Below are 22762 nucleotides of genomic sequence, written 5' to 3'. Positions count from 1 at the left end.
ATGATATGAAAAGCTTGCAGGGGCACTGCCGGCAAACATTGAAATCCTATATTTTAACGTAAATTGCAAACCGGAAAGATATAAAGCTCTTTTTAAAGCGAAAACTATGAGAATGACGCGCACCAAAGTGGTAGTGTTTGTAACCGCGATGATTTTTCTTTCTACCTTTTCTTTTTACGGTTATCAAATGTTGAATGCGCCCAACATATTGAGCACGCACAACGGCAGAATCAGTCGTTCCATTGTTTACCTTTACATACCCAAAGGGGCTACTTTCAAAACGGTGCTCGACTCGCTCGAGCGTCACGATGCGCTCGAAGACAAACTGTCATTTGCTTTTTTGGCAAAATTGATGGGCTATCAGGAAAACGTGAAAACGGGGCGTTACAAGCTGCATCCCGACATGAGCAACAAAGAACTGCTGTATATGCTGCGCGCCGGACGGCAAGAGCCCATACAGCTGGTCGTTCCACCCCTGCGAAAGATTGACAACATATTGCGATGGCTCGACAAACAATTGATGATAAGTGCTGAAGAAATAGAGCAGGCCATGCAGCAGTGGCAAGATACTCTGCGGAGCGAAGGCTTGGATTCCACCTCTTACTGGTGCATCTTTTTGCCCAACACCTATGAAGTCTATTGGGATGTACCCGCCCCCCGCCTGATAGAACGCATGCTGCGCGAGTATCGTCGTTTTTGGAATGAAGAACGCCGCCAAAAAGCAAAAGCCATAGGCATGACCCCGCACGAAGTGATGACCTTGGCGTCGATAGTGCAGGCAGAAACCAACAAAGCCGACGAAATGCCCCGCATCGCCGGCGTGTATATTAACCGCCTGCGTCACAACATGTTTTTACAAGCCGACCCGACGGTGGTGCATGCCGTTGGAGACTATTCCATACGCCGTGTGTTGAAAGAGCACCTAACAGTAGATTCGCCCTACAATACCTATAAATACAAGGGCTTGCCCCCCGGACCTATCGGCATACCCACGCCGCAGGCCATCGATGCCGTTTTGAATTACGAGCTTCACGACTATTTGTATTTTTGCGCCAAAGATGACTTTTCCGGCTATCATCTTTTTGCCAAGAATTACAACGAGCATCTGCGCAATGCTCGACGCTATCAAAGAGCTGTGAGCCAATTACTAAGAAAAAAGAATGAATAGACACATCCTGTTTTTATTGTTTGCTTTTCTTTTCTTGGGCACGCCGGCTGCTACGGCACAGAAAGACAAGCGCCCAAAGCCCAAAGCCCGCAAGCTGCAGGTCATTGAAAATGACACGCTGCGCTATCAAAAGCTGCCTTATGACACCGTCACCTATGAAAAAGGGGGGAAAGTAGAGCTCTTGGGCGGTGCCGACAAGCTGGTGGCGCTGCGCACCGACAGCACCCAGCTCATTAAGCTTGTTGGGCGTGGCATCCGTTTCCGCCAAGACGAAGTGCTGCTGTGGTGCGATTCTGCCTATAAGTTCGAAGAAAAGAACATAGTGGAAGCCTTCGGCAATGTGCGCGTGGTGCAAAACGATACCATCACGCTCACTTGCCGCCATTTGATTTACGACGGCAACAGCCGCCTGTTGCAGGCACGTCAAGAAGTGGTGCTGCGCGACCCGCAAATGACCCTCAACACCGATTTCTTGGACTACAACCTCAACTCAAAAATAGGCTATTACTACAACGGCGGACAAATCCGCGACGCCCAAAACCGCCTCTACAGCCGTTCGGGTTCTTATGATGCCAACGCCCGCTTTTTCTTCTTCAAGGACTCTGTGCGGGTGCTTAGTTATCGCGAAGGCGACACCTACCGCATCGAGTCCGACACCTTGCAGTACAATACCGTATCCAAGGTGGCTTACTTCTTTGGTCCTACCTATGTGTATTCAAGCGATGGCTCGTTGTATGCCGAAAAGGGCGTGTATGAGACCCAAACCAAAATATCGCGTTTTTCGGGCAGGGCGCGTGCCGAAAACAAAGAGTACATACTCAAAGGCGACAGCCTTTATTTCGATGACGTGAAGAAAGAAGGCTTTGCCCAAGGCAATGCCGAAGTATATACCAAAAAAGACAGCACCTTCGTAAATGGCGATATTGGATATTTTTGGGGCAAAAAAGGGCTGACCCACATCTACCGGAATGCTTATATACGCAACATATCGTCGGGCGACACGCTTTTCATCAGTGCCGATACGCTCATTTCCTACAACCGCAAAATAGGGGTGAAGCCGGCAGAAGAGCCGGACAGTGCACGGCAGCATAAGATTTTGGCATTTCACAATATTAAAATCTATCGCAGCGACATTCAGGCAGTTTGTGATTCTTTGGTGTATCATTTCAGCGATTCGGCTATTTACTTTTACCGCCACCCCGTCTTGTGGAATGAAGGCAATCAGGTGCTGGCCGATTCCGTGCGTTTATGCTTGAAAAACAACAAGCCCTACAAGATGGAGCTGCGCGACAATTGCTTTTCCGCTTCGCGCGACAGCCTCGGTAATTTCAACCAAGTGAAGGGGCGGCGCATGGATGCTTACTTTAAAGATGGCAGTATAGAAAGGGTAGAAGTTGATGGAAACACCGAAATTATCTTTTTTCAGCTGGAAGGCGATACGTCCCTCGTAGGCATGTATTACGCCGAATCAGCGGCTTTAAAAGCCTTTTTCAATGAAGGAAAACTCAAGCGCATCCGTTTGGAAGGCGACATCAACGGCAAGATGATTCCCCCGCAGCTCTTACAAGAGTCCGACAAACGCCTGCCCGGTTTCCGTTGGCTCGAACACCTGCGCCCGACCCGCGAAAATGTATTGAGCCGGGAACCCAATCGCTCGGCTACGCCCGACGACCAAAGCCCCTTGCCGGATGCCAAATCCGGCACACCCAAAAAAAGCAAAGAAGAGCGTTTGCGCGAAAAGCTGAATGGTGCCGGGCGACAAAAAAATCCCCCGCCATAAATGATGACCGGGGAAGTACACATGCAGGAGGACGGCATTGTATAGGGAAAACGGTGCCGTCCTGTTATTTTTTAGCTCCAGTACAAGCCATTCATATAAGCCACCAGCAGAATGGCTGCCGATGCCAAAGCCACGCCGCCGAAGGCAAAGCCGATACCGCGCCCGCTATTGCCCCCGGGCGCCTTATGCAGGGCGCGTGTAAGCAAGGCAATATGCAGGGCAGCATAAGTAGCACCGCCCACTATCGCCAATACGAAGTATGCCCAGGCGGGTAGAGGCTTGCCTGCCAACAGTGCCCACAGCAGCGACAGCAAGAAGGCCACTATATAAGTCTTTTGCTCGCCATAGCGTTTTACCACTTGGGCTATGGGCAAAGAGGTCAGTGCTGCAAACAACAAAAGCAAGGACAGATAGACCTCACCGCTGTTGATGAAAGGAATGGCAGCTTGGATAGCGGCAATATCTACTTTATTGGGCACATAGTAGAACAGCAATGCCTGCCCGGTGCCCACCAGCACACCCACAGCAAAAAGATAAAACAGCGTGCCGGAAGATACCACCGCACTTTCCTGTTCGCTTTTGGTTTTCAGCGGAAAAGAAGCAATGCTTCGAATAGCCAATACCCCCACCATGACCAACACACCGCCCAAGACGAAAGTAGCCGTCAGCCCAATGGCATCTAAAATAGGAACCACCAGCGGTTCCAAGGCATAAATCAAACCGAAAGCAATGGTCAGCTTGGCGGCGGCTTGCGGGAAGCGCTCGACCGGCACAAAGTGGTCAATCAGGGAAACAGCCGGGCTATGAAACAAACTCATGGCAGCAAGCCATAAAATTACCATGAAAGGCAATGCCTTGGTAATGCCTGTGCCCGGTTGATTGAGCAGGATAATGGCGACGGTAAGAAACACCAGCGCTGCAAAGGTGCCACCGGCAAGGATGATTCCGAACTTAGAGGCGTTCTTACGCATGAGCCGGTCGGCTATAGTCCCCGATATGGGGTGCAATAGAGCACCCAGCACCCCTTGAGCAATAATAAGCACCGAGGCAAGCGTCGCAAAGCCATACTTCTGCAGAATGACCGGTTGGTATTCTTCGTATGCCAGCCATCCTACTGTAATGATGGCTTCGAACAAAGCAATGAGCAGCAGGGCTTTGCTTATCTCCGAACGTATGGATCCTTGACTTTTCTCAATAACTTCGGTAGAAGTTTTTTGCTTGGCAAACTTTGTCTCTTCCATAAGAATAAAGCTTTAATTTACAGTAAATAAATGAGGATGATTATTTAATGTGTGTAGTAAAATAAAAAAAATTGTTTTTGCAAACAAGTGTTTATCCACTTTTTTTGGACTCGACCTGCTTCTTAAAAAGTAAGAGCATCCCGTTGCCTGTTTATGGCACTTTTTATATATTTGCCATCGACATATAAGGAACGTTAGCTCAGTTGGTTTAGAGCGCCGTCTTGACAGGGCGGAGGTCACCGGTTCGAATCCGGTACGTTCCACCAAATCAACCCCCCGGCTTGGAAAGAAGCCGTTTTTTTATGACTAAGCTTTTGCCACGTAAGCGGCAGTTTGTATGAGTCGCTAAAGGAGCTTACCGAAGCATACAGGATACTTTCACGCTTGCCGGTCTCGGAGGACCGGAGGTGGCTCATTACGAAATATGATGCCTGCCATCTCTTCCAAAGACAAATCCGGCGGGTATCCCAAGCAGTGAGGCCAATAGACCAAGTCGGACAGGCTGTACGCATAGGGTGTGTTTTTGCTGAGCAGCTCCAAATAATATGAGCTATGCTCGATCTCCGTCTCTGTCATCTTTTTTAAGACGAGCAGTATTTCATCACGGCTCAGTTTGTCTATTTCCGGCGGGTGGGGCGTTAAAATCCTTTCAATCAGCTCTTTCTTGCTTATTGAACGCCAGTAGTTCCGGAAAGTATATTCGGTGAACTCGTTTACTTTTCCGGCCAATGCATGAATTTGAGCAATCTTATCGCTTGCATCTTCGCCATCGTCCAACTTGTTTTCAATGATGGAAATAAGCCTGTCCACTTCGTCATACTTTGAGGCATCGTAACCGGGAAATTCCAACAACTTGTTTCTGTCCATTGCGTTGGGGGGTATATCGCATACAGTAAGGCGTTATCTTTTGTGGAAACGGTTTGGCGGTTTTTATGAAATTGCAATTTTTTTCAAAAAAAAAACGGCTCTTTGCGCCTTGTCATGCCGGGCGGAACGAAGTGGGGTGAGACATTTCTTCAAGCCAAGCTTATCTTTTGTCATTTCGAACGGAGCGCAGCGCAGTGAGAAATCTCATCGAGCCAAGTGTATTGGTTTTGTCATGTCGAGCGAAGTGTAATGAAGCGAGACCTCTCGACAAGCCAAGCCTTTATTCCCTAAAGAGAGAAGGAGGGACGCTTGAAAGGACAAAAGGGGACGCAAAAGAACGAACCCGGGACAACAAAGCAAAGAAGCCGGGCTGCCCAAGCACCTGAAAGGCACGGGGCACCCGCGCATAAACGCCTACGTTTCCAAAAACCACCCTCGAGCTTCTGCCTCGCTTCCTACAATGCGATAGGCCACACCTATTTTTGCCATCTCTTCCACCGTTTGTTCCACAGACAAAGCTTCGATGTTCAGTTGTTCCTGAACAGCCGTGGGAATGACAACCGCTATTTTTTGAAGCCCCACTTTTTTGATGACCTCTTTAGTTTGCTCTGCTGCCCACTCCTGCAGGTCGGGCGGCACCATAAAACTAAATTGAGGAACAATGATTTCGTAGAACACTTTCATGCCCATGTTGGCCATGCGCTCGCCCTGCTCATTCACCTGCAGGATGGTTTGTTTGAATTTCTCTTCATCCAAACCGCCACCTTTCCAGCGTTGAATAATTAGAAAGTTGTCCGGCTCGTAAAACATTTCCATTACTTCGCTGCTGATGATGCTTAGTTGGTCACTCATAACTTTTTACAATTGGTTATTCCGATAAAGTTATGTGTTTTCTTCGGATAGTTATATTTTTCAACACTTTAAAACCGTGGTTTTCTCTATATATTTGCACATATGGCACAAAAAGAGACTACATTACAGGCCATCTTGCATGCAGCTCTGGAGCGGCGGCGTCAAGCGCACAGCCTCCGCACTATGGCGCCTGTGGCAGAAGGAATGGTCGATTTCTCTTCTAATGACTATTTGGGTTTGGCACGGGATGCCCATCTCTTGGAGCAAGCCCATGCCAAGGTGATGCAGTTGCGCCCTTTGCGGGGAGGGGCTACCGGCTCGCGCTTGCTTAGTGGCACCCATGCTTACATGTGTGAAGTAGAAGACAAATTGGCATCTGTTTTCGATGCCGAAGCCTGCTTGGTATTCAATTCGGGATACCAGGCAAATACGGCTCTTCTGGCTACCATACCCCAAAGGGGCGATACCATCCTGTGTGATGAGTTGATTCATGCCAGTTTGCGGGAGGGCGCCCGGCTCAGCTTTGCCGGCCGTCATTATTTCCGGCATAACGACCTCGAGGACCTGGCACAACGTCTCCGGAAGGCACGCGGCAATTGTTTTGTGGTGGTCGAAAGTGTGTATTCCATGGATGGCGACCGGGCACCTTTGAAAGAAATACTTGATTTATGTGGACAGTATGGTGCCCATGTGGTGGTAGATGAAGCGCACAGTACCGGCCTGTGGGGCGCGCGCGGCGAAGGGCTGCTGTGCGTGGAAGGCTTGCACCGTCACCCGGCTTTGCTTGCACGCGTCTATACTTTCGGCAAGGCAATAGGGGGGCATGGCGCTTGTGTGGCAGGCAGCCGCCTGCTTATTGACTACCTGCTAAACTTTGCGCGGGCTTTTATTTATACGACCGCTTTGCCACTGCACAGCTTCGCCTACATAGAGGCCGCTTTTGACAAGATTGCCACAACACCTGCCTTGCAACAACGTTTGTGGCAAATAGTGCATTATTACAAGCAAAAACAAAAACAAGTGCAGGCTGCGGCCGGCTTGCATTTTTGGGAGACACAAAGCCCCATACAGGTGGTAGAAGTGGGCGGAAACGAACGCACCCGCGCACTGTCCGCCTATTTGCAGCAACAGGGGCTGGATGTGCGGGCAGTGTTGGCGCCCACCGTGCCTGCCGGCAAAGAACGTTTGCGCATTTGTTTGCATGCCTTCAATACCTTTGACGAAGTGGATAAACTATTTGAATCTTTTCGCTCATGGAACTTATGAAAAAACAAGATGTTTTTGTAACTGCCATAGGAACAGACAGTGGCAAAACAGTGGTAAGTGCTATTGTGGCTCAAGCTTTGGGGGCTGCCTACTGGAAGCCCGTGCAGTCGGGCTTGCCACGTGATGCCGACACGGTGGCCGCCTGGGTTTCACATCCTGCTTTTGAGGTGTTTCCCTCGGCCTATGAACTGCAAATGCCGGCATCGCCACATGCTTCGGCAGCTGCCGAAGGGGTAGAAATACAACCGGAACGCATTGTGCGCCCCCAAACAGCCAAGCCTTTGGTTATAGAAGGGGCGGGAGGTGTGCTGGTGCCCTTGAACCGCCGGCATTTTGTTATCGACATAGCCTTGCAATTGCAAGTACCGGTCATTCTGGTATCAAACCTTTATCTGGGAAGCATCAACCACACTTTGCTTACTTATGAGGCGCTGAAAGCACGCCGGGTGCCGGTCTTGGGTATTGTATTTAATGGTGAACCCAACCCGCAAAGTGAAGACATTATTTTGCACCATACCGGTTATAAGAAGTTGCTTCATATATTGCCGGAGCAAAAAATAGACACTGCCACCATTGAACGCTATGCCGAAGAATTTAGAAAAAACATTTATGAGCTTACTGGAGAGAGATAAAAAGAGTATCTGGCATCCGTTTACCCCTTTGAAAGGAAGCCCCGAGCCCTTGCCGTTGGTGCGGGCAGAAGGGGTGTGGCTTTACACCGAAGACGGGCGCCGGATACTGGATGCCATCGCTTCTTGGTGGGTGAATTTGCATGGGCACAGCCACCCTTATATTGCAGAAGCCATTGCCCGACAAGCGCGCACCCTCGAACATGTGATTTTTGCCGGCTTCACACACGAGCCGGCAGTACAGCTGGCAGAGCGTCTGTTGCAGATTCTACCGAACGGCTTTTCCAAAGTCTTCTATTCCGACAACGGCTCCACGGCCGTAGAGGTGGCGCTTAAAATGGCTATGCAGTACTGGCATAACCAAGGAGTGCAACATAAAAAGAAAATTGTAGCTCTGGATGGCGCCTACCACGGCGACACCTTCGGTGCCATGTCGGTGGGCGAGCGCAGCCCTTTCAATGCTCCCTTCGACGACTATCTGTTTGACGTGGAATTTCTGGATTTTCCGGCTTGCTATCAACCTTTTTGTTGTGGCGGAAAAAAAGACAAGCCGCAGCGCTGCGGGCAAGTGGCAGCCACACTGCAGCGTTTCGAAGCGCTGGCACAAACCGGCGAAGTAGCCGCTTTCATTTATGAACCTTTGGTGCAGGGGGCATCGGGCATGCGTATGTACAGCCCGGAAATATTAGACCAGCTGCTTCATATTGCACAAAAGCACGACATCATTTGCATTGCCGATGAAGTGATGACCGGCTTTGGACGCACGGGGCGCCTGTTTGCTTCGGAGTACTGCCTGCATAAGCCGGATATTATTTGCTTGTCGAAGGGTTTGACCGGCGGCACCATGGCATTGGGCGTAACCGCCTGCACCGAACGCATCATAGAACCTTTCCGGCAGGAGGACATCATGAAAACCTTCTTCCATGGACACTCTTTCACTGCCAATCCTTTGGCTTGTGCTGCTGCCAATGCCAGTTTGGATTTGCTTTTACGTCCGGAATGCATGAGCCGGATTTCAGCCATTGCCCAGGCACACCTCGATTTTGAAGCGCGCATACGGGACCACCGGCGGGTGCGTGACGTGCGCTGTATGGGCACCATCTTCGCCTTAGAGATAGAGACTGAACAGCAGACGCACTATTTCAATGAAGCGCGCCACCATCTCTATAATTATTTTTTGGACAAGGGGGTGCTTCTACGCCCTTTGGGCAATGTGGTGTATGTACTGCCGCCTTATGTGATTACCGGTGAAGAGCTGCAAATGGCATACGCTGTAATAGAAGAAATGCTTAATGAGCCGGAAAAAACCAGCGATACAACTCATAATAACGCACCAGGACAGCAATAAGCATCACCACTACCAAGCCGTAAATCCATTGGTTGGCTTTGGGGTAGCGGGTGGCAAAACGGGCGCCGGCCACGGCGCCTATCATCTGTCCGGCAGCGCTGATGCTGCCATAGTGCCAATTGACCTGCCCTTGTGAAGCGAAAATGAATAGAACCGGTAAGCCAAAAGCCGCCATGCTCACCAGCTTGTAGGCATTGGCACGTTTCAGGTTGAACTTGAGCCCCATGACCATGACGATGATGAGGAAAATGCCCGAACCGGCTTGTATAAAACCGGCATAAACCCCTATGGCAAACAGCACCACTTGCCACAGCGGTGACTTATAGCGCTGCTCATATTCCTCACTTTCGCGCAGCCAGCGCTTGGGATTTAGTAAGGTCATGCCCAGCATGACCACAATTAAAACACCTATAGCCCCCTCTATAACTTTTGCCGACACCTGCGTGGCTATATAAGCCCCGCTCAGTGACCCCATAAGTACAGGTGTCAGCACCCATACCGCCTCCCGGTAATTTATATCGTAATTCTTGCCATATTGCCACAAGCCCACCAGTGACTGCAGAGCCACAGCCACACGGTTGGTGCCATTGGCGATGGGGGCAGGCAGTCCTATCCAAATCAACAGGGGCAACATAATGAGGCTGCCGCTGCCTGCCAAAGTGTTGATTACACCCACTATAAGCGAGGCAGAAAACAAAATCAACTCGTCAAGCATAATGAAGAAGGCGTATGTTTTTCAAAACAAAAAAGCTTTTAGTGAGAAAGCGCATGCACGGGCATTTCCACTTCTACGTGCCCTTGCGCATTGATGCGGTCAAGCACCACGGGCACAAACTCGTTCACCAAGAGCGGATCATAGTCTGCCTCTACGCGCACGTATTGCTCCGTGAAACCGATCATCTTTCCGGCTTTTACCTCCTCTTCAAAAAGCACGGTAGCCTGCTTGCCCAATTGTTGTTCGTAAAAATAGCGGCGCTTTTTCTCCGATAAGATACGCAGCATGTCGGCACGGCGCTTGCGTTCACGCTCGGGCAGGCGTCCGGGCATGGAAGCGGCCGGTGTGTTGGCGCGTTCCGAATAGGGGAACACGTGCAAATAACTTACCTCCAGCTCATTCAGGAACTGGTAGGTCTCTAAAAAATCCTCTTCGGTTTCGCCCGGGAAGCCTACAATCACATCCACACCGATGCAGGCATGAGGCATGTAACGGCGGATGGTGGCCACCCTGTCGGCGTAAAGTTCGCGCTGATACCGCCGGTACATCTGCTTCAATATCTTATTACTGCCCGATTGCAGGGGAATATGAAAGTGAGGGGCGAAGCGCTTCGACCCGGCAACAAAGGCAATGATTTCTTCGGTAAGCAAGTTGGGCTCTATCGAAGAAATGCGGTAACGCCCAATGCCTTCCACTTCGTCCAATGCTTTGATAAGGTCGATGAAATGCTCTTGGCGGCGCCCGTCTATAATGCCAAAGTCGCCAATATTTACACCCGTCAGCACCACTTCGCGCACATCGGTGGCTGCAATGCGGCGTGCTTCTTCTACAATATCGGCAATGCGGGGGCTGCGGCTCTTGCCACGTGCCATAGGTATGGTGCAAAAGCTGCAGTTGTAATTGCAACCATCTTGCACTTTCAAAAAGGTGCGTGTGCGGTCGCCGTAGGAATAGGCGTGCTCAAAAACAGTTTTTACCTCTTCTATGGGCGAAGCATACACTTCGGCTTGTGGCTTTTTTTCGAAAGTGTCTATCAGCTCCAGCAGGCGGAACTTTTCTGCGGCACCCAGCACCACATCCACCCCTTCGATTTCGGCAATTTCTTGTGGTTTGAGTTGCGCATAGCACCCAATGATGGCAATGAATGCATGAGGCGATATCTTTAGGGCCTGCTTGACCACCTTGCGGCATTTTCGGTCGGCATGGTCGGTCACCGAGCAAGTATTGATAATAAAAATATCGGGCTGTTCGGTAAAAGGCACTACCCGGTAACCTTTCTGCTCAAATTGCCTTGCAATGGTCGAACTCTCTGAAAAATTCAACTTACAACCCAGCGTGTAAAGAGCCACTCTTTTCATATTTCCCGGCGGTCAAGGTAAAGATTGTGCAAAATTACGAATTTCTGTTTTACTTTGTGTATAACCCACAAAAACTCAAAAACGTTTATGAAGAGGTCTCAAAAGCGCATGCATGCCTTGCGCGGATTTTTGATAGGCGTGGCGGCAATCATTGCCCTTAACCTGTTGGCGCAATATTTTGTAATACGCATTGACCTCACCGAAGACAAACGTTACTCGATAGCCCCCCAAACGCAAGAGCTGTTGCGTGGCTTGGAAGGTCCCGTTTTTATTCAAGTGTACCTGCACGGCGACGACTTGCCGGCAGACTTCCGCCGTTTGCGGCGCTCTATGGAAGAGCTGCTCGAAGAGTTTCGCGTATATGGTGGCAGCAATATTCAATACCGTTTTATCGACCCGCAAAGTATAGAACCGGCCGAAGCACGTGACTCGCTTATTCAATACTTGGCTATGCACGGCGTGAGCCCCACCAATGTGTTTGTGAAAGAAGAAGGCAAGCGGGTGGAAAAGCTTTTGTTTCCCGGTGCCATTCTCTCTTACGGCAACAAGTACACTTCCATTTCTTTGCTTCAAGGTGACCAGCGGGCAGCATTGGCCAACCCACAAGAAATTATCAACCACTCTATAGAAAACATGGAGTATGAACTGGCGTCGGCCATCTACCAGCTTACACTCAAGAAGAAGAAAAAAATAGCCTATGTGTATGGTCATAAAGAGCTGACACCCCCGGAGGTCGACGACTTGAACCAAAGCCTGTCGCGTTTCTTTCAAATCTATGGCATTCGTCTTTCGGAAGTGTCGCTGGACACACTCGACGCCCTGATAATCGCCAAGCCGCAGACCGCTTTTTCCGAAGAAGAAAAATATAAAATAGACCAGTACGTCATGAAGGGGGGCAACGTGCTCTTCTTTTTAGATGCGGTGGAAGTGCGCGAAGACAGCATCAACACCCCCGAGGGCGCCGTTTCCATAGGCTATGACCACCGTTTGATTGACCTGCTCTTTCGCTATGGTATCCGTTACAATTATGAACTGATTGAAGACCTGAATTGTGGTGTGTTGGGGCTTATCATAGGCGAGATGGCAGGCAAACCGCAAATGGAGTTTTTGCCTTGGCGGTACTATCCGATATTCTATAACTTCTTTCCGCATCCGGTCACCAAAAACTTGAATGCAGTCTTCGGGCGGTATGTGTGTACGCTCGACACGGTGAAAGCCGACGGCGTAAAGAAAATCCCTTTGATTGCCAGCTCGCCCAAAACAAAAGTGCTTGACATCCCCTTCGTGATTCATTACAACGAGGCACGCTTAGACCCCGACCCGGAGCTGTTTAATGATGGTGCGCGCACCGTGGCTTATCTTTTGGAAGGACGCTTCCGTTCCTTGTATCAAAACCGGATTTTGCCTTCAGACCCCCGTGCCCAAACCTTCCTTGCCGAAAGTGTGAAGCCCACGCGCATTTTCATATGTGCCGACGGTGACTTTATACGCAATGAGGTGAACTGGCAGAAAAAACAAGTGTTGCCCTTGGGCTATGACCGCAATACGGGCATTACCTTCGACAATAAACGCTTTGTGGTGAACCTGCTGCACTATATGCTCGATGACAACCAATTGATACTGGCACGTAACAAGGAAGTAAGGTTGCGTTACTTAGACAAAGACCGCGTGCAGCAAGAGCGCACCTTTTGGCAAGCTTTCAACCTTTACATGCCCCTGCTCATTACCCTGATGCTGGGGGGCGTTTATCATTTGGTGCGTTATTGGCGCTTTGGAAGACTCACGAAGTAGCCAAGCCGTGCCCGGTAAAAGAGCTGTTTGGAGACAGAGGACGCCCTTGGCTGCCCGCTGCTATTGGTTTGGTTTACAGACAACTAATTTATACGCTTGTTTGTTTGTTTATTTAAAATGAGAAGTTTATCTTTGCGTTCCAAATTTATGTTTCACCTTTAAAACCCTTTTCTTCAAAAACTTAAAGAAAGGAGGCAAAAAGAACCTGTATGAGTAACCAACCAATCGAAAATTTTAACTGGGAAGAACTCGAAAACGAAAAAAAATTCGCCGACGCTACCTTCTCAGGTGCCAAAGATGAGGAGTTGGCAAAGCTTTACGAGCAGTCGCTCGGCGAAATCAACGAAAGAGAAGTGGTAACCGGTACGGTGGTAAGCATTACCGACCGTGATGTGGTTATCAACGTAGGTTTCAAGTCTGACGGCTTGGTGCCTTTGACCGAATTCCGCGACATGCCCGACCTGAAGCCCGGCGACCAAGTGGAAGTATATGTGGAGAAAGTAGAAGACGCCAACGGGCAAGTGCAATTGTCGCGCAAAAAAGCCAAACTGGTACGCGCTTGGGAGAAAATCTCCGAGGCTTACGAGAATGACCTGGTAGTAGAGGGTGTTGTGAAGCGCCGTACCAAAGGTGGTTTGGTGGTTGACCTTTACGGCATTGAGTGTTTCTTGCCCGGTTCGCAAATCGACGTGAAGCCTATTCGCGACTTCGACGCCTTTGTGGGCAAGAAAATGGAACTGAAAGTAGTAAAAGTAAACTACTCGAACGACAACGTAGTAGTATCGCATAAAGTACTGATTGAAAAAGACCTCGAGGAGCAGCGCCAGCAAATCCTCAACAACCTGGAGCGTGGTCAGGTACTCGAAGGCGTTATCAAGAACATGACCAACTTCGGGGTGTTTATCGACTTGGGCGGTGTAGATGGTTTGTTGCACATCACCGACATCTCTTGGGGACGCATCAGCCATCCGTCGGAGCTGCTCGAACTCGACCAAAAAGTCAAAGTCGTTGTTTTGGACTTCGACGAAGAGAAAAAGCGTATCTCTTTGGGTATGAAGCAGCTGACCCCGCATCCGTGGGATTCGCTGCCTGAAGATATTCAAGTGGGTTCGCGCGTAAAAGGTAAAATCGTAAACGTAGCAGACTACGGCGCTTTCCTTGAAATCATGCCGGGTGTGGAAGGCTTGATTCACGTATCGGAAATGTCGTGGTCGCAGCACCTGCGCAATCCTCAAGACTTCCTGAAAGTAGGCGACGAAGTGGAAGCCGTTGTGCTTACGCTCGACCGCGAGGAGCGCAAAATGTCTTTGGGCATCAAGCAATTGACCGAAGATCCTTGGACTCGCCCCGACATCGCCACCAAATATGCCGTAGGCACCGTGCACAAAGGTATTGTGCGCAACATGACCAACTACGGTCTCTTCTTGGAATTGGAAGAGGGCATCGACGGTTTGGTGCACGTATCAGACCTCTCTTGGACTCAAAAAATCAAGCATCCTTCCGAGTTCATTCAAGTAGGTGAAGAGCTCGAAGTGAAAGTGCTGGAATTTGACCTCGAGAACCGTCGTATTGCTTTGGGGCATAAGCAGCTGCAGCCCGATCCTTGGGATGCCATCGAAGAGCGTTATGCCGTGGGCACTACCCATGAAGGCAAAGTGCTGAACGTAAATGAAAAAGGCGCCGTAGTAGAGCTCGAAGAAAACGTGGAAGGCTTCTGCCCGAAACGCGAAATGACCAAAGAAGACGGCTCATTGCCCAAAGAAGGTGATAAACTCAACTTCGTAGTTATCGAGTTCTCGAAAGGCGAGCGTCGCATCATTCTTTCCCATGTAAAAACCTATGTTCCGGACGACAAGGTAGTGGAAGAGAAGCTCAACAAGAAAGAAGACAGCAAGGTGACCTTGGGTGACCTGGAAGAGCTCTCTAACCTGAAGGAGCAAATGGAGAAAGACAAAGAAGAAGGAAAAGAGTAATCTTTTCAAATACGAACTTGGTATAAAGTTCATGGCTAATGTTTGTTGGTAGAGGGGGCACTTATTGTGCCTCCTTTACTTTTTTATAGTGCGGCTTGCTTGGGGGCGTGTTTATTTGTTTTGCTGTTTGAAATGAATCGACTCTGTAAGCCTGTTTTTGCTTTTTTAGCTGCATTATTCTTTTTGAGTATTTTCCCTTTGCCATTTTAAGTTTCCATCTTGCCCTTTCGAGCTTCCCTCTTGTCACTTCGAGCGCAAGCGAGAAATCTCTTTTGGGGAGGTAAAGGCTTGGCTTGCCGGGAGGTCTCGCTACACTTCGTTCCGCTCGACATGACAATACAAACGCACTTAGCTCGATGAGATTTCTCACTTCGCTAACGCTCCGTTCGAAATGACAAGCTATGCTTTTCTATATGTAAAGGTGGCTGCTTCCGGATGGCTGTTTTTGTCGTTTTGTTTCTTGCTTTTCCGCCTTCTTTTTTTCTTTCGGTTCTCCCTGTTTAGCATTCCGAATCCCCCTTTGTCATTTCGAGCGCAAGCGAGAAATCTCTTTTTTGCGTCTTGTTACTTGTTTCAATGTGCATGAGATTTCTCACTGTGCTAACGCGCCGTTCGAGATGACAGTTTGCGTTTGGTTCGAAATGACAAGCTTGCTTCGTGGAAAGTGCCTGCTTATGCTTGTGTTCTAAAAATAAAGCATCTTAATCAAGAGGGTTTTGCTGCGGCGGTTGAGCTCAAAGGCAGCTTTGTGAAAAGAAGGAGGACCAAACACCGGGCGCACATTGTTCGAAAAAGCAAAGCCTTCGGTGGGAATTCCCAAAAAGTTTTTATCCATCTTGCCGTTGTCGTTTTCATCATGCAAGACCGCAACGGCATAGGTTCCATGAGGCAAGTTTTCAAAATGCACCACCGCCTTTAAGTTTTCTATGGGCACTTTGGCTTTGCGATAGGCTTGTGCCGGCTCGTCGGGAAATCCTTTTTTACCTTCTTCGGCAAAAAGACTCACCAACACATGCCCCCGGTGGTTGCGCAAATTGGTGATTTCTATATGCAGGTTGCCGCGGTTTTGGGCCGGGCTTTCTTGTGCGTTTCCCATCATCAGAAAAAATAAAAATGCAAGCTTGCTTAGGATATAACGGTTCATGGGCGTTTTAGTTTGCCATCGAGCAACACGCTACGCGTGTCATCGGGGTTCTGTATTGTATCATTGACAAGCCCCGTGCCAAAAATCATTTTCAACTCCTTGACCTGCAGTTCTTGTCCGGAATATTGAAACACCGGACGAATGGCATAATAATAATCCAAGGCGCTGTTTTCGTCGGTGCGCACATACAGGATGGCACGATCAGGGCTGATGATAAAATAAAAGGACGGATAGCTGATGCTGCTTGAGTCGGGATAGGAGGCTGCCCGTATCTGCAAGTTATTGGCGCTGCTTTCTTCCTCCCATAAGTAATCCAATGAACCACTGTAATCGCCCGTAATGAATATCTTATTGGGGGGGGCGGCTTGTTCGCAGCTTATACAAGCCAAAAGAAAAGACACTACAAAGAGTAAATGTTTTTTCATAAGCATCTGTTTTATGAGACGAAATTGCACAATACAAAGGTATAAAAGAAATACCTGATGGCACTGAATACACTTAATTTGTATCTTTGTAACCCTTTGAAATCATAAACTTTTCGATGATATGCAAGTACTAAGCGAACAGGAAATTTTACGCCGTCAAAAACTTGAAGAGCTCAAGAAGCTGGGGATTGACCCGTACCCCGCAGAACCCTTCCCGGTGAATGTAACGGCAGAAGATATAAAGAAAAACTACGAGAAGCGAAAGACAGACTATAAGAACGTAAGCATAGCGGGGCGTATCATGAGCTTCCGCATTATGGGAAAAGCTTCGTTTGCCGAATTACAGGACTCGACCGGGCGTATTCAGCTATATGTGAACCGGGACGAAATATGTCCGGGCGAAGACAAGACATTGTACAATACCGTTTTTAAAAAACTGCTGGATATTGGTGACATCATCGGGGTGCAAGGCTATGTGTTTACAACACAGACCGGTGAAATATCGATTCATGTCAAAAGCTTTAAGCTATTGGCAAAGTCGTTGCGTCCCTTGCCAGTGGTAAAGGAGGTGCGCGATGAACAAGGCAATATTAAGACTTATGATGCCTTTACAGACCCCGAGCAGCGCTACCGCATGCGTTATGTAGATTTGATTGTAAACCCGCATGTGCGCGACATCTTCCGCAAGCGCACCAAACTGGTGAACGTCATGCGGGAATATTTCAACAGCAAGGGCTACCTTGAAGTAGAAACCCCCATCTTGCAACCTATTTATGGCGGAGCCAGTGCGCGCCCCTTCAAAACGCATCACAATGCGCTGGATATGACCCTCTATTTGCGCATTGCCAACGAACTTTATCTGAAACGCTTGATAGTGGGGGGCTTCGACGGTGTGTATGAGTTCTCAAAAGACTTCCGCAATGAAGGGATGAGCCGCTTCCACAACCCGGAATTCACCCAAGTGGAGTTGTACGTAGCCTACAAAGACTACTACTGGATGATGGACTTGGTGGAAGAGCTCATCGAAAAAATAGCTCTTGAGCTGCACGGCGACACCAAGGTGCAGGTAGGGGAGCATATCATCGATTTTGCCCGTCCTTGGAAGCGCTTCACCATGTACGAAGCCATAGAGCACTTTACCGGTATCGATATTTCGGAGATGGACGAGCAGCAGCTGCGTCAAACCGCAGAAAAGCTGGGCGTGGAAGTGGACGACACCATGGGCAAAGGCAAAATCATTGATGAAATATTCGGTGAGAAGTGCGAGCCTTTCTTGATTCAGCCCACCTTTATCATGGACTACCCCATCGAGATGTCGCCTTTGGCAAAGAAGCACCGCAGCAAGCCCGGCTTGGTAGAACGCTTCGAGCTGATTTGCAACGGCAAAGAAGTCTGCAACTCATTTACCGAATTGAATGACCCCATCGACCAACGCAAGCGCTTTGAAGAACAGCTGGAGTTGGGCAAACGCGGCGACGATGAAGCCATGGTTTTGGATGAGGACTTCTTACGCGCCTTGGAGTTTGGTATGCCGCCCACTGCCGGCTTAGGTATCGGCATTGACCGCCTCACCATGATTATGACCAACTCGCACTCTATACAAGAAGTGATTCTCTTCCCGCATATGCGCCCCGAAAAGCGCATACAGTATGCTACCAAAGAGGATTATTTGTCGGTAGGGGTGCCCGAAGCCTTGATTCCTGTATTGCAAAAAGCCGGCATCATGACTTTGGAGCAGCTGGCCGAAGCTTCGGTAAACAAACTACACAACGATGTGTGTGGGTTGCGCAAGAAAATGAAAATAGAAGCCGCCAACCCATCGAAGGAAGAAGTAGAAGCTTGGATCCGGCAGGCAAAGGAAAAAGTAGCGGGCTCGAAAGAAGAGGCTGCTTCATAAGCGAATACGAAAGGGAGAATAAAAAAACGGTGGCTTTTAAAAGCCACCGTTTACTTTTTGTGTAAAAGGCAAGTATTTCTTATTCCACTTTGCGGAAAACTATTTTGTTTTCTGCCAGGTAGTCTATGAGCGCCAAACGGAACAGTTCTACTTCCGGTGCCCGCTCAATAGCTTTCATGTAATACTTAATAGCGTCGGCTACAAAACCATGATTTTTGTAAATGTTGGCTCGAATGAAGGCACTCAGGGCACTACCGTCATCATTTAGCCCGGCAAGATCGTTTTGCACTTCTTTTAAACGCTCAGTATTTTCTTCAACGCCTACGTAAAACTCGTCTGCCACGATTTGTGGATTTTCTTTGGTGCTTATCTTCACTATAAAGCCCTGCTCGTCTTTGTAGGGTTCGAGCTTGCTAAGGTCCAACACAAAGGTAGTGTCTTGGGTGCTGTAGGTGCCTACTATCTGCTCTTGGTCGGGGTTCATGTTGCGCACCGTGATTTGGTAAGTATAGCGCACTACTTTATCGGGGCGCATCCAGGCAAGCAGCACTTCGTTGGCTTCTACTACACTCAGGGGGGCGTTGGGAACCAGCACTTTGAGTTTGACAGCCGCCCCACGACGTTGTACCGACCCTGTAATGGCCATATATTTCCTATGCGTGGCGTGCAGGTCTTCTTGTTCTACTTTCTTTACTTCCGATACTACCTGCCCGAAGTATTTTTTAGTGGTTCCTTGGCTACTGCCGGGTATCTGTTTGCGCAACTCTGCTACTTGATAAGTGCCCGGCTTTTTGATTTCGAGGGTATGACCGTTTTTATGCATCAGGCCTACATAGCCACCTACTGCCACCACAAAACGGTCTTGGGGGCGCAATTCGGTGCCGGCCCAAAGCCGCTCGCCTGTAGGCTCTTTTTGGTTGTTGCCATAAGAAGCAATGACTTTAAATTCGTAATTGCTTTGGGCACTTGCCACAAAGGCACCGAACAGGCACAATAAAAATAGTATCTGCTTTTTCATAGCTTTGATGTATTTGCTCTGTTTTAAAGTATGTACCAAAATAATACCAAACCCTATTTACTTGAAGGGGAGGTGAAATAGCAGCTGATAGGCGAAGCCGAAGCGGTTTTTGTCGCCGCGTCCGTAACCTGCTACATAATAGTTCGAAAAGCTGTCGGCACCGGACACTTTGAGTGCCATTTGGTAGCGTGCCGTAAAGCCCAGCATCAGAAAACGCCAGGCGCGCACGCGCAATGCCATGGACAATTCCCACCACCGGGCAACGCTTTGTTGTGTCAAGTCGAGTGGGGCATTGCCAAACACAGAGTTATTCAGCGTGCTTTGCAACTGCTCTTCCGTGGTGGCGCGTGCATAGCCTATCCCCAAACGGAGCATTTCGCCTGAAGAAAGCGTGCCTTCCAACAGATTGTAGGCCACTCCCAGCCTGCGGTAACTTCCTTGGGCTTGATACTGTCCAATGGACTGCTCGTCTTTTTTGGAACGAAACTGTTCCACGCCCCCCTCGGCATATACCACCCACGCCTGACGGTGGTACTCTGCTACCCCCTCGTAACGTTGCACTTGGCTGCCGGGCAGCTGCCCGCGGAGGATGCCGAAGAGATCGACCCCCACCGAAACACCCTGACTTTGGGCGTGGCCGCTGCCGGACTGCATCATAAAGCCAAGCAGCAAAAAGACAAAAGCATATTTAGTTTGCCGGAATAAAAAGGCGGATAACGAAGTTTTTGTTGGCATCTTGGCTGACATAGGCAGAGTCAAAATCGGTTTGAAGGATAGACAACTCACGGTAATTCATCTTTACCCCACACTCGGGCGATACCAATTCGGCACTGCGGCGGTAGTGTACTTGCAGCCTGCGCAGCCCCATGCCTTCTATGTCTATGCTATAAAGCAGCGTGTCGCGCTGAGGGTGTAAAGGAAGGGTGGCAGTGCTTGTGGTATCTTGTACGTAAAATAAGCTATCGCTTTGCTCAATAGCTATTTGGCGCACGATGAGGGCGGTGTCTTGAGTAACCAATGAGTCACGCCCTTGAAGGTCTTGCAGTACAAGCAGCCGCTGAAACTTTAGCTGCACATTTTGTTCGATGGCACCACTGCATACCACCGGCAGTTCGACGCAGGCGCTTAGTAGCAGCAGTCCGAAGGTGTATAGATAATAACGAAACGGCATAGGCTGTCATTCTGTGCTCAAAGATACGTTATTTTTTGGCATAAACTCAAACCTCTTTCTGTCATATATGGAAGGTTGTGTGTCAATTTGGCAGCTTTTTTTCCTTGGCATATTCATTGCTTCATGCATAGACAAAACAATAAAAACACACAAAAAGGAGGAAACAACTATGGGAAAAATTATTGGCATTGACTTAGGTACTACCAACTCTTGCGTAGCCGTAATGGAGGGCAACGAGCCCGTAGTAATTATAAATGACGAAGGAAAACGTACTACCCCTTCGGTAGTAGCTTTTCTTGACAATGGCGAACGTAAAGTAGGGGCACCTGCCAAGCGTCAGGCAATTACCAACCCGAAACGCACCATTACCGGTATCAAGCGTTTCATGGGTAAGCGCTATTCGGAAGTGTTGGACGAAGTGAAGCGTGTGCCTTATGAAGTAGTGCAGGGACCGAACGATACCCCCCGCGTGAAAATAGATGACCGCACCTATACGCCCCAAGAAATATCGGCTATGATTCTGCAAAAAATGAAGCAAATTGCTGAAGACTACTTGGGGCAAGAAGTAACCGAAGCCGTAATTACGGTGCCTGCTTACTTCAACGACGCCGAGCGTCAAGCTACCAAAGAAGCCGGTGAAATTGCCGGTTTGAAGGTGCGCCGTATTATCAACGAGCCTACTGCCGCTGCGCTGGCCTACGGTCTCGACAAGAAAGGCAAAGATATGACCGTGGCCGTATATGACCTGGGTGGCGGTACTTTCGATATTTCCATCCTGGAAATGGGCGACGGCGTATTTGAGGTAAAAGCAACACATGGCGATACCCACCTGGGTGGTGAAGACTTCGACCAACGCATTATTGACTGGTTGGCAGAAGAGTTCATGAAAGAGCATCCGGGTGTGGACCTGCGTAAAGACGCCATGGCTTTGCAGCGCCTGAAAGAAGCTGCCGAAAACGCAAAAATTGAACTTTCGTCTTCTACTCAGGCAGAAATCAACCTGCCTTATATTACCATCATCGACAATCAGCCGCAAAACCTGATTCGCACGCTTACCCGTGCCAAGTTTGAACAGCTGATTGACGACCTCGTCGAAAAAACCATGGAGCCTTGCCGCTTGGCATTGCAACAAGCCGGCTTGAAGCCTTCCGACATCGATGAGGTAATCTTGGTGGGTGGTTCTACCCGTATCCCCAAAATCCAAGAGGCAGTAGAGAAGTTCTTTGGTAAGAAGCCCAGCAAGGGCGTGAACCCCGACGAAGTGGTAGCTGTAGGGGCAGCCATTCAAGGTGGTGTGCTCACCGGTGAGGTGAAAGACGTGCTGCTGCTGGACGTAATCCCTTTGTCATTGGGTATAGAAACCGTAGGGGGCGTGTTCACCAAGCTGATTGAAGCCGGCACCACCATTCCTACCAAGAAAACGGAGGTGTTCTCTACGGCTTCCGACAACCAGACTTCCGTGGAAATCCACGTGTTGCAAGGGGAACGCCCATTGGCAAAAGACAACAAGACCATCGGTCGCTTCCACTTGGACGGCATCCCGCCGGCACCGCGTGGCGTGCCTCAAATTGAAGTTACCTTCGACGTGGACGCTGACGGTATCTTGCACGTGTCGGCAAAAGACAAAGCCACCGGCAAAGAGCAAAAAATACGCATCGAGGCTTCGAGTGGTTTGACACAGGAAGAAATCGAACGTATGAAGCGCGAAGCCGAAATGAATGCCGAAGCCGACCGTCGCGAAAAAGAGCGCATCGAGAAGCTGAATGCTGCCGACTCCATGATTTACCAAACCGAAAAGCAGTTGAAAGAGTTTGGTGACAAACTGTCGGAAGCAAACAAAAACAATATCAATGCAGCACTGCAAGAGCTGCGCACGGCTTATGAACAAAAAGACGTGGCTGCTATCGATGCCGCTTTGGCTAAACTGAACCAAGCATGGCAGGCTGCTTCTACCGAGATGTATCAAGGTGGACAGCAACAAGCCCAAGACGGCGCCGGTAGCCAACAAGGCAACCAACAAAGCGGTGCCGACGACGTAACCGATGTGGATTTCGAAGAAGTAAAATAAGGCGAAAAGAGAGAGTAGCTTACTCTAAAGAGGCTGACCGAAAAGAGGCTG

19 protein-coding genes and 1 tRNA gene are annotated in these 22762 nt (G+C 49.2%); 10 read left to right on the top strand and 10 right to left on the bottom strand.

Annotated features, from left to right (window positions below; genetic code table 11):
• The first annotated feature begins 106 nt into the window (after positions 1–106).
• A complete protein-coding gene (gene mltG / locus QVE43_RS04390) occupies positions 107–1168 on the top strand; it encodes an endolytic transglycosylase MltG (RefSeq protein ID WP_288004587.1) in 1062 nt (353 codons plus the stop codon).
• On the top strand, positions 1161–2948 hold the full coding sequence (locus QVE43_RS04385; protein ID WP_288004586.1) for an OstA-like protein: 1788 nt from the start codon (positions 1161–1163) through the stop codon (positions 2946–2948). Before mltG ends, QVE43_RS04385 begins: the two co-directional genes overlap by 8 nt.
• Before the next feature lie 71 nt (positions 2949–3019).
• Here QVE43_RS04385 and QVE43_RS04380 read toward each other — a convergent pair whose 3' ends face one another.
• On the bottom strand, positions 3020–4189 hold the full coding sequence (locus QVE43_RS04380; protein ID WP_288004584.1) for an MFS transporter: 1170 nt from the start codon (positions 4187–4189) through the stop codon (positions 3020–3022).
• Positions 4190–4377: 188 nt separating this feature from the next.
• Here QVE43_RS04380 and QVE43_RS04375 point away from each other — a divergent pair.
• Positions 4378–4455 (top strand) — tRNA-Val (locus tag QVE43_RS04375).
• A gap of 112 nt (positions 4456–4567) precedes the next feature.
• Here the strand turns inward: QVE43_RS04375 and QVE43_RS04370 are convergent.
• Both QVE43_RS04370 and QVE43_RS04365 read right to left on the bottom strand, forming a co-directional pair.
• Positions 4568–5056 (bottom strand): hypothetical protein, encoded by a 489-nt coding sequence (locus tag QVE43_RS04370; protein ID WP_288004582.1) that lies wholly within the window; start codon positions 5054–5056, stop codon positions 4568–4570.
• A gap of 414 nt (positions 5057–5470) precedes the next feature.
• Entirely contained in the window at positions 5471–5908 is a 438-nt protein-coding gene (locus QVE43_RS04365; protein ID WP_288004580.1) for a hypothetical protein, read from the bottom strand.
• Positions 5909–6010: 102 nt separating this feature from the next.
• Here QVE43_RS04365 and QVE43_RS04360 point away from each other — a divergent pair, with 102 nt between their 5' ends.
• The 3 genes from QVE43_RS04360 to bioA are packed head-to-tail and all read left to right on the top strand — an operon-like array spanning position 6011 to position 9151.
• On the top strand, positions 6011–7174 hold the full coding sequence (locus QVE43_RS04360; protein WP_288004579.1) for an 8-amino-7-oxononanoate synthase: 1164 nt from the start codon (positions 6011–6013) through the stop codon (positions 7172–7174).
• The gene (gene bioD, locus QVE43_RS04355; RefSeq protein ID WP_288004577.1) at positions 7171–7806 is read left to right on the top strand and encodes a dethiobiotin synthase; all 636 of its coding nucleotides are present in this window, start codon (positions 7171–7173) and stop codon (positions 7804–7806) included. Before QVE43_RS04360 ends, bioD begins: the two co-directional genes overlap by 4 nt.
• A complete protein-coding gene (bioA, locus tag QVE43_RS04350; RefSeq protein WP_288004575.1) occupies positions 7784–9151 on the top strand; it encodes an adenosylmethionine--8-amino-7-oxononanoate transaminase in 1368 nt (455 codons plus the stop codon). The genes bioD and bioA overlap by 23 nt, the downstream gene beginning before the upstream one ends.
• Here bioA and QVE43_RS04345 read toward each other — a convergent pair.
• Positions 9093–9866 (bottom strand): sulfite exporter TauE/SafE family protein, encoded by a 774-nt coding sequence (locus tag QVE43_RS04345; protein WP_288004574.1) that lies wholly within the window; start codon positions 9864–9866, stop codon positions 9093–9095. The two genes, bioA and QVE43_RS04345, sit on opposite strands and share 59 nt — an antisense overlap.
• Before the next feature lie 38 nt (positions 9867–9904).
• On the bottom strand, positions 9905–11224 hold the full coding sequence (gene mtaB, locus QVE43_RS04340) for a tRNA (N(6)-L-threonylcarbamoyladenosine(37)-C(2))-methylthiotransferase MtaB (protein WP_288004573.1): 1320 nt from the start codon (positions 11222–11224) through the stop codon (positions 9905–9907).
• A gap of 87 nt (positions 11225–11311) precedes the next feature.
• On the opposite strand from mtaB, the gene gldG reads away from it, so the two are divergent.
• Positions 11312–13015 carry a gliding motility-associated ABC transporter substrate-binding protein GldG gene (gldG, locus tag QVE43_RS04335; RefSeq protein WP_288004572.1) on the top strand — a complete coding sequence of 568 codons (1704 nt, stop codon included), beginning with the start codon at positions 11312–11314 and terminating at the stop codon, positions 13013–13015.
• A gap of 209 nt (positions 13016–13224) precedes the next feature.
• Positions 13225–14988, top strand: a complete 1764-nt coding sequence (rpsA, locus tag QVE43_RS04330; RefSeq protein WP_288004571.1) for a 30S ribosomal protein S1 — start codon at positions 13225–13227, stop codon at positions 14986–14988.
• Positions 14989–15673: 685 nt separating this feature from the next.
• Here the strand turns inward: rpsA and QVE43_RS04325 are convergent.
• Both QVE43_RS04325 and QVE43_RS04320 read right to left on the bottom strand, forming a co-directional pair.
• Positions 15674–16132 carry a DUF2141 domain-containing protein gene (locus QVE43_RS04325; protein ID WP_288004569.1) on the bottom strand — a complete coding sequence of 153 codons (459 nt, stop codon included), beginning with the start codon at positions 16130–16132 and terminating at the stop codon, positions 15674–15676.
• A complete protein-coding gene (locus QVE43_RS04320; protein WP_288004567.1) occupies positions 16129–16557 on the bottom strand; it encodes a hypothetical protein in 429 nt (142 codons plus the stop codon). The genes QVE43_RS04325 and QVE43_RS04320 overlap by 4 nt, the downstream gene beginning before the upstream one ends.
• A 121-nt stretch (positions 16558–16678) precedes the next feature.
• Between QVE43_RS04320 and lysS the strand changes: the two genes are divergently transcribed.
• The gene (gene lysS, locus QVE43_RS04315) at positions 16679–18454 is read left to right on the top strand and encodes a lysine--tRNA ligase (protein WP_288004565.1); all 1776 of its coding nucleotides are present in this window, start codon (positions 16679–16681) and stop codon (positions 18452–18454) included.
• Positions 18455–18533: 79 nt separating this feature from the next.
• Here the strand turns inward: lysS and QVE43_RS04310 are convergent, their stop codons facing one another.
• From QVE43_RS04310 to QVE43_RS04300, 3 genes are read right to left on the bottom strand one after another with little or no spacing between them, the layout of a single operon-like run.
• On the bottom strand, positions 18534–19472 hold the full coding sequence (locus QVE43_RS04310) for a hypothetical protein (protein WP_288004563.1): 939 nt from the start codon (positions 19470–19472) through the stop codon (positions 18534–18536).
• 57 nt (positions 19473–19529) lie between these two features.
• Positions 19530–20207 (bottom strand): DUF6048 family protein, encoded by a 678-nt coding sequence (locus QVE43_RS04305; RefSeq protein WP_288004561.1) that lies wholly within the window; start codon positions 20205–20207, stop codon positions 19530–19532.
• On the bottom strand, positions 20161–20643 hold the full coding sequence (locus QVE43_RS04300) for a hypothetical protein (RefSeq protein ID WP_038032813.1): 483 nt from the start codon (positions 20641–20643) through the stop codon (positions 20161–20163). Before QVE43_RS04300 ends, QVE43_RS04305 begins: the two co-directional genes overlap by 47 nt.
• 169 nt (positions 20644–20812) lie before the next feature.
• Between QVE43_RS04300 and dnaK the strand changes: the two genes are divergently transcribed.
• Positions 20813–22711: a molecular chaperone DnaK gene (dnaK, locus tag QVE43_RS04295; protein ID WP_288004559.1), complete on the top strand. Its 1899-nt coding sequence runs from the start codon at positions 20813–20815 to the stop codon at positions 22709–22711.
• The last annotated feature ends 51 nt before the right edge of the window (positions 22712–22762 follow it).

The sequence above is a fragment of the Thermonema sp. genome (assembly GCF_026003375.1).
Classification (GTDB): domain Bacteria; phylum Bacteroidota; class Bacteroidia; order Cytophagales; family Thermonemataceae; genus Thermonema; species Thermonema rossianum.
Note: the sequence above shows the minus strand (reverse complement) of the source record. Positions and strands in the feature narration are given on the sequence as shown.

What these genes read in the sequence shown, in the direction of transcription:
- mltG (WP_288004587.1), top strand. Translation starts at nt 107, where the DNA reads ATGAGAATGACGCGCACCAAAGTGGTAGTGTTTGTAACCGCGATGATT.
- QVE43_RS04385 (WP_288004586.1), top strand. Translation starts at nt 1,161, where the DNA reads ATGAATAGACACATCCTGTTTTTATTGTTTGCTTTTCTTTTCTTGGGC.
- QVE43_RS04380 (WP_288004584.1), bottom strand. Translation starts at nt 4,189, where the DNA reads ATGGAAGAGACAAAGTTTGCCAAGCAAAAAACTTCTACCGAAGTTATT.
- QVE43_RS04370 (WP_288004582.1), bottom strand. Translation starts at nt 5,056, where the DNA reads ATGGACAGAAACAAGTTGTTGGAATTTCCCGGTTACGATGCCTCAAAG.
- QVE43_RS04365 (WP_288004580.1), bottom strand. Translation starts at nt 5,908, where the DNA reads ATGAGTGACCAACTAAGCATCATCAGCAGCGAAGTAATGGAAATGTTT.
- QVE43_RS04360 (WP_288004579.1), top strand. Translation starts at nt 6,011, where the DNA reads ATGGCACAAAAAGAGACTACATTACAGGCCATCTTGCATGCAGCTCTG.
- bioD (WP_288004577.1), top strand. Translation starts at nt 7,171, where the DNA reads ATGAAAAAACAAGATGTTTTTGTAACTGCCATAGGAACAGACAGTGGC.
- bioA (WP_288004575.1), top strand. Translation starts at nt 7,784, where the DNA reads ATGAGCTTACTGGAGAGAGATAAAAAGAGTATCTGGCATCCGTTTACC.
- QVE43_RS04345 (WP_288004574.1), bottom strand. Translation starts at nt 9,866, where the DNA reads ATGCTTGACGAGTTGATTTTGTTTTCTGCCTCGCTTATAGTGGGTGTA.
- mtaB (WP_288004573.1), bottom strand. Translation starts at nt 11,224, where the DNA reads ATGAAAAGAGTGGCTCTTTACACGCTGGGTTGTAAGTTGAATTTTTCA.
- gldG (WP_288004572.1), top strand. Translation starts at nt 11,312, where the DNA reads ATGAAGAGGTCTCAAAAGCGCATGCATGCCTTGCGCGGATTTTTGATA.
- rpsA (WP_288004571.1), top strand. Translation starts at nt 13,225, where the DNA reads ATGAGTAACCAACCAATCGAAAATTTTAACTGGGAAGAACTCGAAAAC.
- QVE43_RS04325 (WP_288004569.1), bottom strand. Translation starts at nt 16,132, where the DNA reads ATGAACCGTTATATCCTAAGCAAGCTTGCATTTTTATTTTTTCTGATG.
- QVE43_RS04320 (WP_288004567.1), bottom strand. Translation starts at nt 16,557, where the DNA reads ATGAAAAAACATTTACTCTTTGTAGTGTCTTTTCTTTTGGCTTGTATA.
- lysS (WP_288004565.1), top strand. Translation starts at nt 16,679, where the DNA reads ATGCAAGTACTAAGCGAACAGGAAATTTTACGCCGTCAAAAACTTGAA.
- QVE43_RS04310 (WP_288004563.1), bottom strand. Translation starts at nt 19,472, where the DNA reads ATGAAAAAGCAGATACTATTTTTATTGTGCCTGTTCGGTGCCTTTGTG.
- QVE43_RS04305 (WP_288004561.1), bottom strand. Translation starts at nt 20,207, where the DNA reads ATGCCAACAAAAACTTCGTTATCCGCCTTTTTATTCCGGCAAACTAAA.
- QVE43_RS04300 (WP_038032813.1), bottom strand. Translation starts at nt 20,643, where the DNA reads ATGCCGTTTCGTTATTATCTATACACCTTCGGACTGCTGCTACTAAGC.
- dnaK (WP_288004559.1), top strand. Translation starts at nt 20,813, where the DNA reads ATGGGAAAAATTATTGGCATTGACTTAGGTACTACCAACTCTTGCGTA.